This is a genomic window from Stenotrophomonas sp. B2, assembly GCF_014947095.1.
In the GTDB taxonomy this organism is placed as follows: domain Bacteria; phylum Pseudomonadota; class Gammaproteobacteria; order Xanthomonadales; family Xanthomonadaceae; genus Stenotrophomonas; species Stenotrophomonas maltophilia_P.
Genome location: NZ_JADCQA010000008.1, coordinates 138,145 through 152,490, shown reverse-complemented (window position 1 = coordinate 152,490; position 14,346 = coordinate 138,145). Strand labels below are relative to the sequence as shown.

The window sequence follows — 14,346 nt, the reverse complement described above, 5'->3', positions numbered from 1 at the left end:
GCGGAGTGCCGGCCGCTGCGGTCAGTCGGCGTCGACCACGTGCAGCTGCGTCTGGACCACCTGCGCCTCGGCGCCGGTGGAACCGGGTGTCAGATTGATCGAGAACTGCAGGGTCACATCCATCGGGCGCAGGGCGAAGCGTGTCAGCTCCTGCGGCTTGATCGGGAAACCGATGCGCAGGGACTGGCCCGCGCGCAGCTCCTGCATCTGCTGCCGCAGCGCGGCCGAGGCCATGCCGCTGCGCAACGCCGTGGTCTTCTCGGAGTGGTTGTCCTTCACCCTGACCGACGGGCCACGGCTGCGGATGTACTCCAGCGGCAGCGACACAGGCTCGCTGCCGCTGTTGCGCAGTTCCAGTTCGACGTTGAGGGTGTCACCGCGGAAACGGCACTGGGCATCGTCCACGCAGCGCGCATGAAGTTCGATCATGGGAGGAAGCTCCTTGCTGTGGGCCGGCAGCGCTGCGGCAGCGGCAAAAGTGGCAATCAACGAAATCACTTGACGGTGCATGTTATCTCCCGGCCGATTTCCCGGCTCAGCAGTTCACGTACTTCCCGCGCGATGTTCCAGGCATGACGCGGCCGGGTCACCGCGCAGTCCACGGAATTCATGATGGTCGCCGCCGGATCGGTCAGCTCACGGGAATCCGGAACGGCAACCAGCACCTCCGGATCCAGAGTGCCATCGGGCTGGACGTAACGCACGGTCTCTTCGTCCGGGTCGTTATACGAATACTCGTCCGGCACGCCCAGGGTGTGGGCGAACTCGTGGGCGAAGGTCCAGGCCGTGGTCGACACGGAGACATCGATATCCGGGAATTCCACCTGCTCCCGGTCATAGGTGCGATGAACGATCAGCCTGTAGTCGCTGCCGCCCTGCACCCAACGCACCTCGTAGCGGATCGGGAAGCTGCGGGTGCCGCACGCGGGATCATGGACGTCCAGCGTGAACCGGCCGTTCCAGAACTGATCGATGCCGCGCTCCATGCGCGCCTTGACCGCCGCCACCTCGGCAGCGGTGACGCCGGGCTTGGGCATCACCTGCACCTTGATCGACACCACCACCTCGCCCTGGGCCTGCAGCGGAACATCGATGCGGTAGCTGACCTGGAAAGGATAGTCATGCTTGTCGCCATTGACGTCATAGGCTTCGTAGTAGCGCCCGTCCACGTCACGGTCGATCTGCGCATCATGGTCCGCCACCCAGCACTGCGGCGCGTCCTCGTCGCGCACGGCGGTGCCGGGCGCTGCGAAGGGGGGTGTCTGCAGGGTCGGCTTCAACAACGGCGCGACGATCGCTGCGATCGCCGCCACTCCGGCGCCTGCACCGGCGCGCCCTCCACCGCCGGCCACCACGTGGGCGCGCTGCTGCTTGCCCGATACCAGTGCGCAACCGCAGCTGGCCCTGTCGCCGTCGCGGGCGACCGGCTGGCCATCGATGACCAGGGTGGCATCGCCGGAAACGATCGAACCCGGACCATGGCGTGCACAGATGACACGGTCGCCGACACGCGCCACGGCGCGCCCTTCGATATCGGTATGCGGGGAACCTGTAAGGACCGAACCGCCCGTCTGCAGGGCGTCACCCACCACGATCAGCATCCGTGACATCGTTGCGCGGCCCCTCCGTGGCCGGTGGTCGTTCTGGAATCAGCCGGTAAGTCTACCCCGGAGCGACCGCCAGCAGGATGATGCATTGCACAAAAACCGGACCCGTTCCGGGTAGAATCCTCTGCAAGGATGCTGCAAGGCGTTGTTTCTTCACGCCCTTCCCCTGCCCAGCGCGCATCCTGATCTCCTCCCCTCCGCCAACGATCCCGCCCCCATGAAGAAATTTGGCAAGGCCCTGCTCGCCCTGCTCGTGCTGTTCCTGCTGGCTGCCGCCGTGTTCCTGTACTGGCCGCTGACCCAGCGCTCCGTACCCGCCGCCAGCAACGACAAGCCTGTCGACGTTGTGCTGGTCGGCGCCGGCATCATGAGCATCACCCTGGCCACCTACCTGCAGGAACTGCAGCCGGACTGGAACATCCAGGTCTATGAACGCCTCGACGGCGTCGCCGGCGAAAGCTCCGACGGCTGGAACAACGCCGGCACCGGCCACTCGGCATTCGCCGAGCTGAACTACACCCCGGAACTGCCCGACGGCAGCATCGAGACCAAGCGTGCGGTCGGCATCGCCGAATCGTTCGAGGTCTCGCGCCAGTTCTGGTCGCACCAGGTGAAGGAAGGCCGGCTCAGCGAGCCCAGCGACTTCATCAACCCCACGCCGCACATGAGCTTCGTCTGGGGCGATGACAACATCGCCTACCTGCATAAGCGCCAGCAGGCGCTGGTGAAGAACCCGCTGTTCTACGGCATGCAGTACTCGGAAGACCCGGCACAGATCCGGCAGTGGGCTCCGCTGATGATGGAAGGCCGCGATCCGAAGCAGAAGGTCGCTGCGACCTGGATGCCACTGGGTACCGACGTCAACTTCGGCGTGATCACCCGCCAGTTGACCGCCGGCCTGCAGCGCAGTCCGAACTTCAGCCTGCACCTGAACCACGAAGTCTCGGCACTGCGGCAGAACGCGGACAAGAGCTGGAACGTCACGGTGAAGGACCTCAAGGCCGGCACCGAGAGCACCACCCACGCCCGCTTCGTGTTCATCGGTGCCGGCGGCGCCGCGCTGAAGCTGCTGCAGATGTCAGGCATTCCCGAGTCGAAGGACTACGCCGGCTTCCCGGTGGGCGGCCAGTTCCTCGCCTTCCAGGGCCAGGACGTGACCTCGCGCCATGGCGTCAAGGCCTATGGCATGGCCGAGACCGGTTCGCCGCCGATGTCGGTGCCGCACCTGGATGCGCGCAAGCTGGACGGCAAGCCGGTGGTCCTGTTCGGACCGTTCGCGCTGTACAGCACCAAGTTCCTCAAGCACGGCTCGTGGTGGGACCTGTACTCGTCGGTGACCCACAACAACGTTGCGCCGATGCTGGAAGTGGGCAAGGACAACCTGGACCTGGTGCAGTACCTGATGAGCCAGGCGCGGCTGAATGATGCCGACCGCCAGGCCGAACTGGTCAAGTACTTCCCCAATGCCAAGCCGGGCGACTGGAAGCTGGTCACCGCAGGCCAGCGCGTGCAGATCATCAAGCGCGACCCGTTGAAGGGTGCGGTGCTGCAGTTCGGTACCGAGATCGTGACCGACAAGGACCACACCATCGCTGCGCTGCTGGGCGCTTCGCCCGGCGCCTCGACGTCGCCGCCGATCATGCTGGATCTGATGGCCAAGGCCTTCCCCGAGCAGATGAAGGCCGGCTGGGAAGCCCGCCTGCGTGAGATCGTGCCCTCCTACGGGCGCAAGCTCAACGACAGTGCGGCACTGGTCAACGAGATTCGTTCGATGACCAGCCAGACCCTGAAGCTGCCCTACCTGGAAGTGCCGGCCGATGCCACGGCTGCACCGGCCACACCGCCGACGCCGACGCCGGGCAAGGAAAAGCGCAACGCCAACGAGGAACTGCAGGCGCTCTGAGCCCGGGTCTTCGATGACACCTACGGACGGCCACCTTCGGGTGGCCGTTCGCATTCAGGGAGCTCGGCTCTGCCGGGGCTCGCGGTGCGTGTCCCAGGCATCGACCAGCCCGGGCGAATTGTAATGTTGTTAAGAACGATTTACATTTGCGCCTCGCGCGGACCGCCCGCGCTCACCAGACGGACCTGACCCAGCCCGAAGCCGCCGCCCCGGGTACCGCCCGGCTGTTGCCGCCCTTCCGACTCTCCCGCATCGAGCCCACCAAGATGTCCCTGCACTCCCCTACCCGCCCGCTCCGTCGCGCGCTGCTGCCGGCCGCGCTGCTCGCATCCCTGGCCCTGTCGACACCGTCAGCGTTCGCCGCCGGCGATGCCGCAGCCGATGCCAAGACCCTGGACCGCGTCAGCGTGCGCGCCGACCAGGCTGCGCCGCCCTCAAGCAGCACCCGCCTGCCGATCACCCTGCAGGAAACGCCGCAGTCGGCCACGGCCATCAGCCTGCAGCGCCTGCAGGACGAATCGCTGTTCAGCATCAACGACGTGCTGCGCAACGTCACCGGCGTCAGCGTGTCCTTCTATGACACCCAGCGCCCGCTGTACTACGCCCGCGGCTTTGCCATCACGGACTTCCAGGTCGATGGCATTCCGACCTACAGCGGCTCCACCAACCAGGAATACGACACCGCCTTCTATGACCGCATCGAAGTGATCCGCGGTGCCAACGGCCTGCTCAGCGGCGCGGGGGTGCCTTCGGCCACGGTCAACCTGCTGCGCAAGCGCCCCGGCAAGGACTTCGACGCCTCGTTCTCGGTGAGCGCCGGCAGCTGGGACTACCGGCGCATGGAGGCCGACGTCACCGCGCCGCTGACCGCAGATGGCCGGTTCCGCAGCCGCGTGGTCGCCGCCTATACCGATCGTGATTTCTATTACGACCGCTACAAGGAGAACAAGATGGCCGGCATGGCGGTGCTGGAAGGCGACCTGACCGACAGCACCACGGTCACCCTCGGCTACCAGACCCAGGACAACAACCCGGTCGGTTCGACCTGGGGTACCGTGCCGTTCTTCGACAGCCGCGGCGACTTTGCGCACCTGCCGCGCTCGACCAACCTGGCACCGAAATGGAGCTACTGGCAGCGCGAGACCAGCACGGTGTTCGCCAACCTGGAGCAGCGCTTCGGCGAGGACTGGCTGCTGAAGATCAACACCGCCCACACCCGTGGCAATGTGCAGAACATGCGCCTGTACGGCACCGGCAATCCCGATCCGGCCACCGGTGCGGGCATCTACCTGCGCACTGCCGCTGGCGACTCCGAGGACACCCGCCGCAACATCGATGCCTACCTGACCGGCACGTTCCCGCTGTTCGGCCGCGAGCATGACGTCACCCTGGGTGCCCAGTGGTCCGACCTGGAAGGCACCACCCACACCGTTGCCCTGAACTACCCGCGCGACTGGGCCACCTGCGGCCGCGAGCGCTGCTACTACATCCCCAACGTGTACGACTGGAACGGCGACATCTCCGAGGTGACCTACACCCGTACCGGCGCGCGCCGCGTGCAGAAGACCACGCAGAGCGGCGTCTACCTGGCCGCGCGCCTGCGCCTGGCCGATCCGCTGTCGTTGATCGCGGGTGCGCGCCTGAGCCGCTGGGAAACCCTCAGCCGCTCCTACAGCGTCGCCGGTGCGTATACCGGGACCAGCGGGGCCTACAAGGTCAGTGATGAAGTGACCCCGTACGTGGGACTGGTCTACGACGTCACGCCGCAGTTCTCGGTCTATGCCAGCTACACCGAGATCTTCAACCCGCAGAACTTCAAGGACCGCAACGAGAACCTGCTGGCGCCGGTGCAGGGCTCGAATCTGGAAGCGGGCATCAAGACGCAGTGGTTCGATGGGCGACTGACCGCCAACGCCGCTGTGTTCGAGGCCAAGCAGGACAACTATGCCGTGCGCGACATGGGAGTGCCGGAAGGCTCGCTCAGCGATGGCACCTCGGCCTACATCGGCGTCAACGGCACCAAGTCGCGTGGCTGGGAAATGGACGTCAACGGCGAGATCCTGCCGGGCTGGACGGTCAACGCCGGCTTCACCCATGTCAAAGTGACCCGCGCCGCCACCGACCTGCTGTACGCCAACCCGCCCGAAGACCTGCTGCAGCTCAACACGCAGGTGCGCCTGCGCGGTGCACTGGAACGCCTGAGCCTGGGCGCCGGCGTGCAATGGCAGAGCAAGGTGCAGGGCTACAACATCCCCTACCCGCTGGGCGGCACGGTAACCGTGAACCAGCCGGCCTACACGCTCGTGCAGTTCAACGCCAACTACCGCATCAGCGACAACTGGACGGCAACGCTGAGCGTGCGCAACGCGCTGGACAAGACCTACTGGGCGAACCTGGACTACAACAACTACGGCGAACCGCGCTTCGTCGCCGCCAGCCTGCGCTGGAAGTTCTGAGAACGACCGGCTGAAAGCCTGCAACCTGAATGGGCCCGCCATTGGCGGGCCCTTCTTTTTGCTGCGCTGCAGGTTGCGCCGCCTTCCGTAATTATGGCGTAATTATCTCAACGCCAATCGGAAGCCGGTCGATGAACCCGAGCTGGGACACGCTGGAACGCAGCCGCCAGGCACGTCTGCAGCGGGCTGCGCCCTGGAGCAGAGGCCGCGCAGTGGCCGCCGACGATGTGGGCGAGCTGCTGCACGCCCTGCTTGAACCCGGCGACAAGGTCTGCCTCGAGGGCAACAACCAGAAGCAGGCCGACTTCCTGGCCGAATGCCTTGCCGGGCTGGACCCCGCCCGCGTGCATGATCTGCACATGGTGCAGTCGGTGCTGTCGCTGCCCTCGCATCTGGACGTGTTCGAGCGGGGCATTGCCTCGAAGCTGGACTTTTCCTTCTCAGGCCCGCAATCGGTGCGACTGGCCAACCTGGTGGCCGAAGGGCGGATCCAGATCGGGGCCATCCACACCTACCTGGAACTGTTCGGCCGCTACTTCATCGACCTCACGCCGCGCGTGGCACTGGTCGCAGCGCAGGCCGCCGACCGCGACGGCAACCTCTACACCGGGCCGAACACCGAAGACACGCCGGTGATCGTCGAGGCGACCGCCTTCCGTGGCGGCATCGTCATCGCCCAGGTCAACGAGATCGTCGACACCCTCCCCCGCGTCGATATCCCCGCCGACTGGGTCAACTTCGTCGTGCAGGCACCGCGCCCGAACCACATCGAACCCCTGTTCACCCGCGACCCGGCACAGATCTCCGAGATCCAGGTGCTGATGGCGATGATGGCGATCAAGGGCATCTACGCCGAATACGGTGTGAACCGGCTCAATCACGGCATCGGCTTCGACACGGCCGCGATCGAACTGCTGCTGCCGACCTATGCCGAATCGCTGGGCCTGAAGGGCAAGATCTGCCAGCACTGGGCGCTCAATCCGCATCCGGCGCTGATTCCCGCGATCGAGTCGGGTTTCGTGAAGTCCGTGCACTCGTTCGGTTCGGAACTGGGCATGGAGAAGTACATCGCCGCGCGCGGTGATGTGTTCTTCACCGGCGCCGATGGCTCGATGCGCTCCAACCGCGCGTTCTCGCAGACCGCCGGCCTGTATGCGTGCGACATGTTCATCGGCTCGACGCTGCAGGTCGACCTGCAGGGCAACAGCTCCACCGCCACCCGCGACCGCATCGCCGGCTTCGGTGGCGCGCCGAACATGGGCTCGGATGCGCGCGGCCGCCGTCATGCCAGCGACGCCTGGATCAAGGCCGGCCAGCAGGCCGCACGCCCGGGCGAGATGCCACGCGGGCGCAAGCTGGTGGTACAGATGGTGGAGACCTTCCGCGAACACATGGCACCCGCGTTCGTTGACCGCCTCGATGCGTGGGCGCTGGCCGAACGCGCTGGCATGCCACTGCCACCGGTGATGATCTACGGCGATGACGTGAGCCATGTGCTGACCGAGGAAGGCATCGCCAACCTGCTGCTGTGCCGCACCGCGGAGGAGCGCGAACAGGCGATCCGCGGCGTGGCCGGTTACACCACGGTCGGCCTGGGCCGCGATCGCGCGATGGTGGAGAACCTGCGCGACCGGGGCGTGATCCGGCGACCGGAAGATCTTGGCATTTCGGTGCGCGACGCCAGTCGTGACCTGCTGGCCGCGCGCTCGGTGAAAGACCTGGTGCGCTGGTCCGGCGGTCTCTACGACCCGCCCAAGCGCTTCCGCAACTGGTAAGGGGCACGCGATGGAAACCCTCGACTATCGATTCGACGGAAGAACCCCGGTGCGGTTCCCGCACGACGCGGTGCTGGTGGGCGTGCTGGCGTCCGGCAATCTGGAAGTCCTGCTGGAACCTGCCGCGCAGGACGGCGCAATGACCGTACATGTCGTCACCGCCGCGCAGGGCTTCGGCACCATCTGGCAGGCGGTCATCGGTGATTTCGCCCGGCGGCATCCGCTGCGCGACGTGCGCGTATCGATCAACGATGCCGGTGCCACCCCAGCGGTGGTCAGCCTGCGCCTGGACCAGGCGGTGGAGACACTGCTCGCCGGAGAACCGCGATGAATCCGATGCCACGACGCAGCTACCACGAGGCCGATGCCCGTGCCCGTATCGCCGGGCTGGTCGATGCCGGATCGTTCACCGAGTATCTCGGGCCGGCCCGGCGCGCCATGAGCCCGCACCTGGCACAGCTGGACCAACCCGCCGCGTTCGACGATGGCATCGTGGTCGGTGCAGCCTCGCTGCGTGGCAGGCGTGTGCTGATTGCTGCACAGCAGGGCGAATTCATGGGGGGCGGTGTCGGCGAAGTGCATGGCGCCAAGCTGACCGGCCTGCTGCGCCGGGCCGCGCAACACAGGCCCGACGGTGTGCTGCTGCTGCTCGACACCGGCGGCGTGCGCCTGCATGAAGCCAATGCGGGCCTGATCGCCATTTCCGAGATCATGCGCGCGACCCTGGACGCGCGCGCCACCGGCGTGCCGGTGGTGGCCCTCATCGGCAGCGGCAACGGCGCCTTCGGCGGCATGGGCATCGTCGCCCGCTGCTGCACCACGGTGATCATGTCCGAGGAAGGGCGACTGTCGCTGTCCGGGCCGGAAGTGATCGAGACCGTGCGCGGCGTAGAGGAGTTCGACTCGCGTGACCGTGCCCTCGTATGGCGGGTGACAGGCGGCAAGCACCGCTACCTCATCGACCAGGCGCAGGTTCTGGTTCCCGATGCCATCGATGCATTCGCCCAGGCCGCATTCGAGGCGCTGCAGCCAGACGCCGCCAGCGCAGACGCCGATGCCGCGCTGGCCGCGCTGCAGCAGCGACATGCCGCCCTGCAGGACCGGGCAGAGGCCTGGGGGGACTGCCGCGATGGTCTGGAGATCTGGGCACGCCAGGGAATCGATCATCCCGAGCGCCTGCCGCTGCTGGACACCGACGCGTTCCTCGCCGCCACCGCCCACAGGAAACTGCCATGACCGCGCCGCTGCAGCCCCTGCTTGACGCGCTGTTCCCGCGCGGCCACGACGTAACCGTGCACGATTCCGTGCTGACGGGAAGCGCCAGTACCGAAGATGGCGAGGTCACGGTCATCGGCACCACTGACAAGCTGGAAGTCGGTGTCGATCATGCGCTGGCACTGGCGGCAACAGTACTCGCCAGCACCGCCGCACATCCGCAGCGACCGATCGTGATGCTGGTGGATACCGCAGGCCAACGCCTTTCGCGCCGCGACGAACTGCTCGGCATCAACGGTTACTTCGCCCACCTCGCGCAATGCCTGGACGTCGCGCGGCGACGCGGCGCACGGCTGGTGACCCTGGTCCATGGCGAGTCGGTCAGCGGTGGCTTCCTCTCGTTCGGCCTGATGGCGGACACGATCCATGCGCTGCCGGATGCCCAGGTTCGGGTGATGGACCTGCGGGCGATGGCTCGCGTAACCAAGCAACCGCTGGAAAAGCTGCAGGCGCTGAGCCTGACTTCGCCGGTGTTCGCACCCGGGGTGGAAAACTACGTGGCGATGGGTGCGGTACGGTCGCTGTGGTCGGGCGAGCTGGCGCAGGCCTTGCTGGATGCCCTGCGCGCGCCGGCCGACGGCGACCCCCGTGCCGCACTGGGTGCCGAACGGGGGGGCCGCCTGCAGGCGGCTGCCGTCGCGGGCGCGGTGGCCAACGGCGATGCCTGAACGTCTGGCCCGCCACACGCTGGTCTGGTTGTCGGCCCACGCCGACTGGCGGGCCGATGTGGCTGCGCAGGAACCGCGGCTCGCCGCATGGTTCGCGCAGGGATTGCCCGCAATGGTCGCGCGACGCGCGGCAGACGACCCCGATTCCCGCCTGCGGCTGGGTGTGCCGTTGCCACCGGGCGAAGGCAAACAGCGGCTTGCACTGCGGGTGCCGCTGCAGGATGTACAGCGTCGGCAGGCGCCGCCGGCACTGAGCGACATCCTGGCGGCAGGCGTATGCCCCGCCTGGCAGGCACCGTTGCACGCTCTCGCCACGCTCGCGCCGGCCCGTGTGTTCGGCGCATTCGCCTGGCAGCACGTTACTGGCCTGCCCTATGTGCATGACCGTTCCGATATCGACCTGCTCTGGGAGGTCCCGGATGCGGCACGGGCCGATGCGCTGGTGACTCGGCTGCGGGCGTGGGAAGCGCAGCATCCGCAGCGGGTCGACGGCGAGCTGTGCCTGGCCCGTGGCGCTGCGGTGAACTGGCGCGAGTACGCCGGCAGCAGCCGTCAACTGCTGGTCAAACGCCTTGACGGCGCAGCCCTGGAAGCACGCCACCGTCTATTCGAGGGCAGCGGGGTGGCCGCATGAACGCCGTCGCGCCGCGCCTTGCCGGCCGCAGCACCGCGCCCGACAGTGCACGCCTAGGCCGCATGGCGATCGCCGCGCTGCAGGCCGAGCTGGCCTGTGCGCCCAAGCCCGGCCTGGTCACGCCGTTCGACAGCGGCAGCCATGACGACATGGATGCCGGTACGTTCCTGCGCAGCCTGTTTGCCCTGCGCCACTATTTCACTGCGGTTGCCCGCGATGGCGCCGCCGAAGCGCCGTTCCATCGGCTGCGCGACCACGGCCTGGCCGCCGAAGCGGCGATGCTGCGCGCCACCGGCGGCGTCAACACCCACCGCGGAGCGATCTTCAGCCTGGGCTTGCTGGTGGCAGCGTCAGCCTCGTGCCGCACGCGTCTGGGCCGAGCCGCGACAGGTGAACAGGTATGCCAGGCGGTCTGCCAATGGGCGGACGCCTTCGCCACCTCGCCCCTGGATGTGAACAGTCCGGGGCAGCGCGCGCGCGCCCGTCACGGCGTGCCCGGCGTACGCGAGCAAGCGGCCGCTGGATATCCCCTGCTGCGTGGGCTGGCCCTGCCGGCACTGCGCCATGCGCTGGCCGCAGGGCTGCCACGCGAAGCTGCACTGGCCCATACCCTGATGCATCTGGTCGCAGAGGTCGAGGATCTGAACCTGCTGCATCGGGGCGGTGTTGCCGGACTGCGCTGGGCCCAGCAGCAGGCACGCGGATTCCTCGACGCCGGCGGTGCCTTTGCCGCCGGCTGGCGACCCCGCCTGCAGGACATCGGCGATGCCTTCGTCGCACGCCGGCTCAGCCCGGGTGGCAGCGCCGATCTGCTGGCCTGCAGCGTCTTCCTGCTGTTGCAGGAGCAGGCGTGATGCTGGCCCTGCTCTGCCCGGGACAAGGTACGCAGCATGCTGCGATGTTCGATCACGTGCGCGACAACGACGCCGCGCATGGCGTGCTGCTCGCCGCCAGCGAGGTGCTGCAGCGCGACGTGTTCACCGCTGCTGCGGCCGAGGACCGGTTCGACAATGCGCAGGCACAACCGCTGCTGTGCGCGGCCAGTCTGGCGCAGTGGCACGCCCTGCGCGATGCATTGCCGGTGCCGACCGTGGTGGCCGGCTACAGCATCGGCGAACTGGCGGCGCATGCCATTGCCGGCACCTTCGACGCTGGCAGCTGCCTGGCCCTGTCGGCACAGCGCGCGCATCTGATGGACGATGCCAGCGCGGCAGGCGCCGGCATGCTGGCGGTGCTGGGCCTGGATCGTACGACGTTGCAAGCGCTGTGCGATGCGCAGGGCACCCACATCGCCATCGTCAACGGCGAGGATCACTTCATTGTGGGAGGCATCCGGCACACCCTGCAGCCGCTGGCCGATGCGGCGCACGCGCTCGGTGCGCAGGTGCGTTCGTTGCCGGTCCACGTCGCCGCCCACACGCCCCTGCTGGCGGCTGCGGTGGCGCCCTTCGCCGCCGCGCTGGAGCGCTCGGGCATGCGGGCACCCCGCCTGCCGCTGCTGGCGGGCGTCGATGCACGGCCCGTGCGCGATGCCGCAACGGCGGTGCACAGCCTGTCGGCACAGCTGGCACAGACCATCGAGTGGGCACAGTTGATGCGGCAGGCCTTCGAGCGCGGCGCGCGGGTGTTCCTGCAGCTGGGCCCGGGCAATGCGCTCGCACGCATGGTCGCGCCGTCCTATCCCTGCTGCGAGTTCCGCGCGGTGGAAGAGTTCCAGAGCCTGCATGGCGCTGCGGCATGGGTCCGCAGTGCGCTGCAGCGCCTGCAGTAACGGGTTCGAGCAGTACGTATCACGCAACACTGCAGTACGTCGCCTTACCCCGGGGATGGCGGGTCTCCATCCGCGCTGTACGTGAGCCACGTGTCTGGGAGGGCGCATGAGTCCACAAATCGCAACGATCATCGGTCTGGTGATCATGTTCATCGTCGCCACCGCACTGCCGATCAACATGGGCGCAGTGGCCTTCGCACTGGCCTTCATCATCGGTGGTGTCTGGGTCGGCATGGGTGGCAAGGAAGTCCTCGCCGGCTTTCCCGGCGATCTGTTCCTGACCCTGGTCGGCATCACCTACCTGTTCGCCATCGCGCAGAAGAACGGCACCATCGACCTGCTGGTGCACTGGGCGGTACGCGCGGTGCGCGGCCACATCGTGGCCATTCCGTGGGTGATGTTCGTGGTCACCGCGGTGCTGACCGCCTTCGGCGCCCTCGGCCCGGCAGCGGTGGCGATCATCGGTCCGGTCGCGCTGCGCTTCGCCAAGCAGTACAACATCAACCCGTTGATGATGGGCCTGCTGGTCATCCACGGTGCGCAGGCCGGCGGCTTCTCGCCGATCAGCGTGTACGGCAGCATCACCAATGGCGTGGTGCAGAAGGCCGGGCTGGAGGTCACCGAGATGGCGGTCTTCCTGACCAGCCTCGGTTTCAACTTCATGATGGCGATCATCTGCTTCCTCGCCTTCGGCGGCATCGCGCTGATGCGACGTGGCTCGATCACCGCGGGCGGTGCGGAACTGGCAATGGCCGGTGGTCCGCAGGCGTCGTCGCGGCAGTTCGCCATCGAAGGCCATGGCGCGCTGGTGGCGGCCGGCGGCGGCACCCTGAGCAACGATCCGGCGGCGCTGGATGCAGTGGGTCTGACCCGGGAGCGGTTGTTCACCCTGGTCGGCCTGCTCGGCCTGGGCGTGGCGGCACTGATCTACAACCTCAACGTCGGCCTGGTGTCGATCACCGTCGCAGTGGCGCTGGCACTGCTCTCGCCGCAGAGCCAGAAGGGTGCGGTGGATGGCATCAGCTGGTCGACCGTTCTGTTGATCTGTGGCGTGGTGACCTATATCGGCGTGCTGGAGCATGCGGGCGCGGTCGACTTCATCGGCAACGGCGTCTCCAACATCGGCATTCCGCTGCTGGGCGCTCTGCTGGTGTGCTACGTCGGCGGTATCGTCTCCGCATTCGCATCGTCCGCGGCGGTGCTCGGCGCAACGATTCCACTGGCGGTGCCGTTCCTGATGCAGGGGCACCTGGGTGCAGCCGGCGTGATCTGCGCACTGGCAGTGTCGTCCACCATCGTCGATGTCAGCCCCTTCTCCACCAACGGTGCACTGGTCGTGGCATCGGCGGCGAAGGAAGAACGCGAGACGCTGTTCCGCCGCTTCCTGGTCTACAGCGGCCTGGTGGTGGCATTGGGGCCGCTGCTGGCCTGGCTGGTGTTCGTGGTGCCGGGCTGGATGTAGGCGATGACCGGTCGTGCCGGCTGACGGCCGGCACTACCGCCAGCGGGTACACTCTGCCAATGGCCATCGCCCCTGCTCCACGGTCCCCGAAGAAGCGCGCCCCTCTGTACGAGGAGGTCGCCGAACATGTGCGTGAGCGCATCTATGACTATCGCCTGCCCCCCGGCGAATGGATCGACGAGCCTGCGCTGTGCAGTGAACTGGGCATCAGCCGCACCCCGCTGCGCGAGGCGCTGAAGCTGCTGGCAGCCGAAGGCCTGGTGCAGATCGACGCCGGGCGCGGCAGCCGGGTAACCCGGCTGACGCTGGAGGACCTCAACCAGCTGTTCCCGGTGATGGCCATGCTGGAGGGCCGCTGCGCGCATGAGGCGGTCAGGCATATCGATGATGCGGGCGTGGCCCAGCTGGAATCCCTGCATGCCGCGATGGAAGCGGCGGCGGCTGACGGCAACATCGCCGAGTACTACCGCAACAACTACCTCATCCACGAAACCGTGCAGCACTATGCCGGCAATCCGTGGCTGATCCGCATCACCCACGACGTGCACCGCATCCTGAAGATGCATCGCGGCCGGCAGCTGCTGACGCCCGGACGCACGGCACAGTCGCTGGCCGAGCACCGCGAGCTGATGGAGTGCTTCCGTCGCCGTGATGCCGACGCGGCAGAACGCACGATGGAACGGCACCTGCTCAGCCAGGGCCAGGCGCTGGCCGCCTACGTGGCGGCCGGGGGCCTGCTGAACGTACCGGCGCCGCTGCCGACCGAAGGCGGCGCCTGAGCGAGCTGTCGCCCCG

The 14,346-nt window shown here is 67.4% G+C and carries 13 protein-coding genes; 11 read left to right on the top strand and 2 right to left on the bottom strand.

The window, feature by feature from the left end; translation table 11 throughout:
• Positions 1-21: 21 nt before the first annotated feature.
• Both IMX13_RS11600 and IMX13_RS11595 read right to left on the bottom strand, forming a co-directional pair.
• The gene (locus IMX13_RS11600; protein WP_193396409.1) at positions 22-429 is read right to left on the bottom strand and encodes a hypothetical protein; all 408 of its coding nucleotides are present in this window, start codon (positions 427-429) and stop codon (positions 22-24) included.
• Between the two features lie 65 nt (positions 430-494).
• The gene (locus tag IMX13_RS11595) at positions 495-1,610 is read right to left on the bottom strand and encodes a PAAR domain-containing protein (RefSeq protein ID WP_080375221.1); all 1,116 of its coding nucleotides are present in this window, start codon (positions 1,608-1,610) and stop codon (positions 495-497) included.
• Between the two features lie 214 nt (positions 1,611-1,824).
• Between IMX13_RS11595 and mqo the strand changes: the two genes are divergently transcribed.
• From mqo to IMX13_RS11540, 11 genes are all read left to right on the top strand, one after another.
• Positions 1,825-3,510 carry a malate dehydrogenase (quinone) gene (mqo, locus tag IMX13_RS11590; protein ID WP_065174589.1) on the top strand — a complete coding sequence of 562 codons (1,686 nt, stop codon included), beginning with the start codon at positions 1,825-1,827 and terminating at the stop codon, positions 3,508-3,510.
• Between the two features lie 266 nt (positions 3,511-3,776).
• Positions 3,777-5,966: a TonB-dependent siderophore receptor gene (locus tag IMX13_RS11585; RefSeq protein WP_053516245.1), complete on the top strand. Its 2,190-nt coding sequence runs from the start codon at positions 3,777-3,779 to the stop codon at positions 5,964-5,966.
• 131 nt (positions 5,967-6,097) lie between these two features.
• Positions 6,098-7,741, top strand: coding sequence for a malonate decarboxylase subunit alpha (gene mdcA / locus IMX13_RS11580; RefSeq protein ID WP_065174588.1), 1,644 nt, complete (start codon positions 6,098-6,100; stop codon positions 7,739-7,741).
• A gap of 10 nt (positions 7,742-7,751) precedes the next feature.
• Positions 7,752-8,072: a malonate decarboxylase acyl carrier protein gene (gene mdcC / locus IMX13_RS11575; protein ID WP_053516201.1), complete on the top strand. Its 321-nt coding sequence runs from the start codon at positions 7,752-7,754 to the stop codon at positions 8,070-8,072.
• Positions 8,069-8,977 (top strand): biotin-independent malonate decarboxylase subunit beta, encoded by a 909-nt coding sequence (locus tag IMX13_RS11570; protein WP_193396408.1) that lies wholly within the window; start codon positions 8,069-8,071, stop codon positions 8,975-8,977. Before mdcC ends, IMX13_RS11570 begins: the two co-directional genes overlap by 4 nt.
• The gene (gene mdcE / locus IMX13_RS11565; RefSeq protein ID WP_193396407.1) at positions 8,974-9,684 is read left to right on the top strand and encodes a biotin-independent malonate decarboxylase subunit gamma; all 711 of its coding nucleotides are present in this window, start codon (positions 8,974-8,976) and stop codon (positions 9,682-9,684) included. The genes IMX13_RS11570 and mdcE overlap by 4 nt, the downstream gene beginning before the upstream one ends.
• Positions 9,677-10,318 carry a malonate decarboxylase holo-[acyl-carrier-protein] synthase gene (mdcG, locus tag IMX13_RS11560; protein WP_053516207.1) on the top strand — a complete coding sequence of 214 codons (642 nt, stop codon included), beginning with the start codon at positions 9,677-9,679 and terminating at the stop codon, positions 10,316-10,318. Before mdcE ends, mdcG begins: the two co-directional genes overlap by 8 nt.
• Positions 10,315-11,172 (top strand): triphosphoribosyl-dephospho-CoA synthase MdcB, encoded by an 858-nt coding sequence (mdcB, locus tag IMX13_RS11555; protein WP_193396406.1) that lies wholly within the window; start codon positions 10,315-10,317, stop codon positions 11,170-11,172. The genes mdcG and mdcB overlap by 4 nt, the downstream gene beginning before the upstream one ends.
• The gene (mdcH, locus tag IMX13_RS11550) at positions 11,169-12,089 is read left to right on the top strand and encodes a malonate decarboxylase subunit epsilon (RefSeq protein ID WP_193396405.1); all 921 of its coding nucleotides are present in this window, start codon (positions 11,169-11,171) and stop codon (positions 12,087-12,089) included. The genes mdcB and mdcH overlap by 4 nt, the downstream gene beginning before the upstream one ends.
• A gap of 106 nt (positions 12,090-12,195) precedes the next feature.
• The gene (locus IMX13_RS11545; RefSeq protein ID WP_053516216.1) at positions 12,196-13,551 is read left to right on the top strand and encodes an SLC13 family permease; all 1,356 of its coding nucleotides are present in this window, start codon (positions 12,196-12,198) and stop codon (positions 13,549-13,551) included.
• A gap of 59 nt (positions 13,552-13,610) precedes the next feature.
• Entirely contained in the window at positions 13,611-14,330 is a 720-nt protein-coding gene (locus tag IMX13_RS11540) for a GntR family transcriptional regulator (RefSeq protein ID WP_193396404.1), read from the top strand.
• Positions 14,331-14,346: the final 16 nt, after the last annotated feature.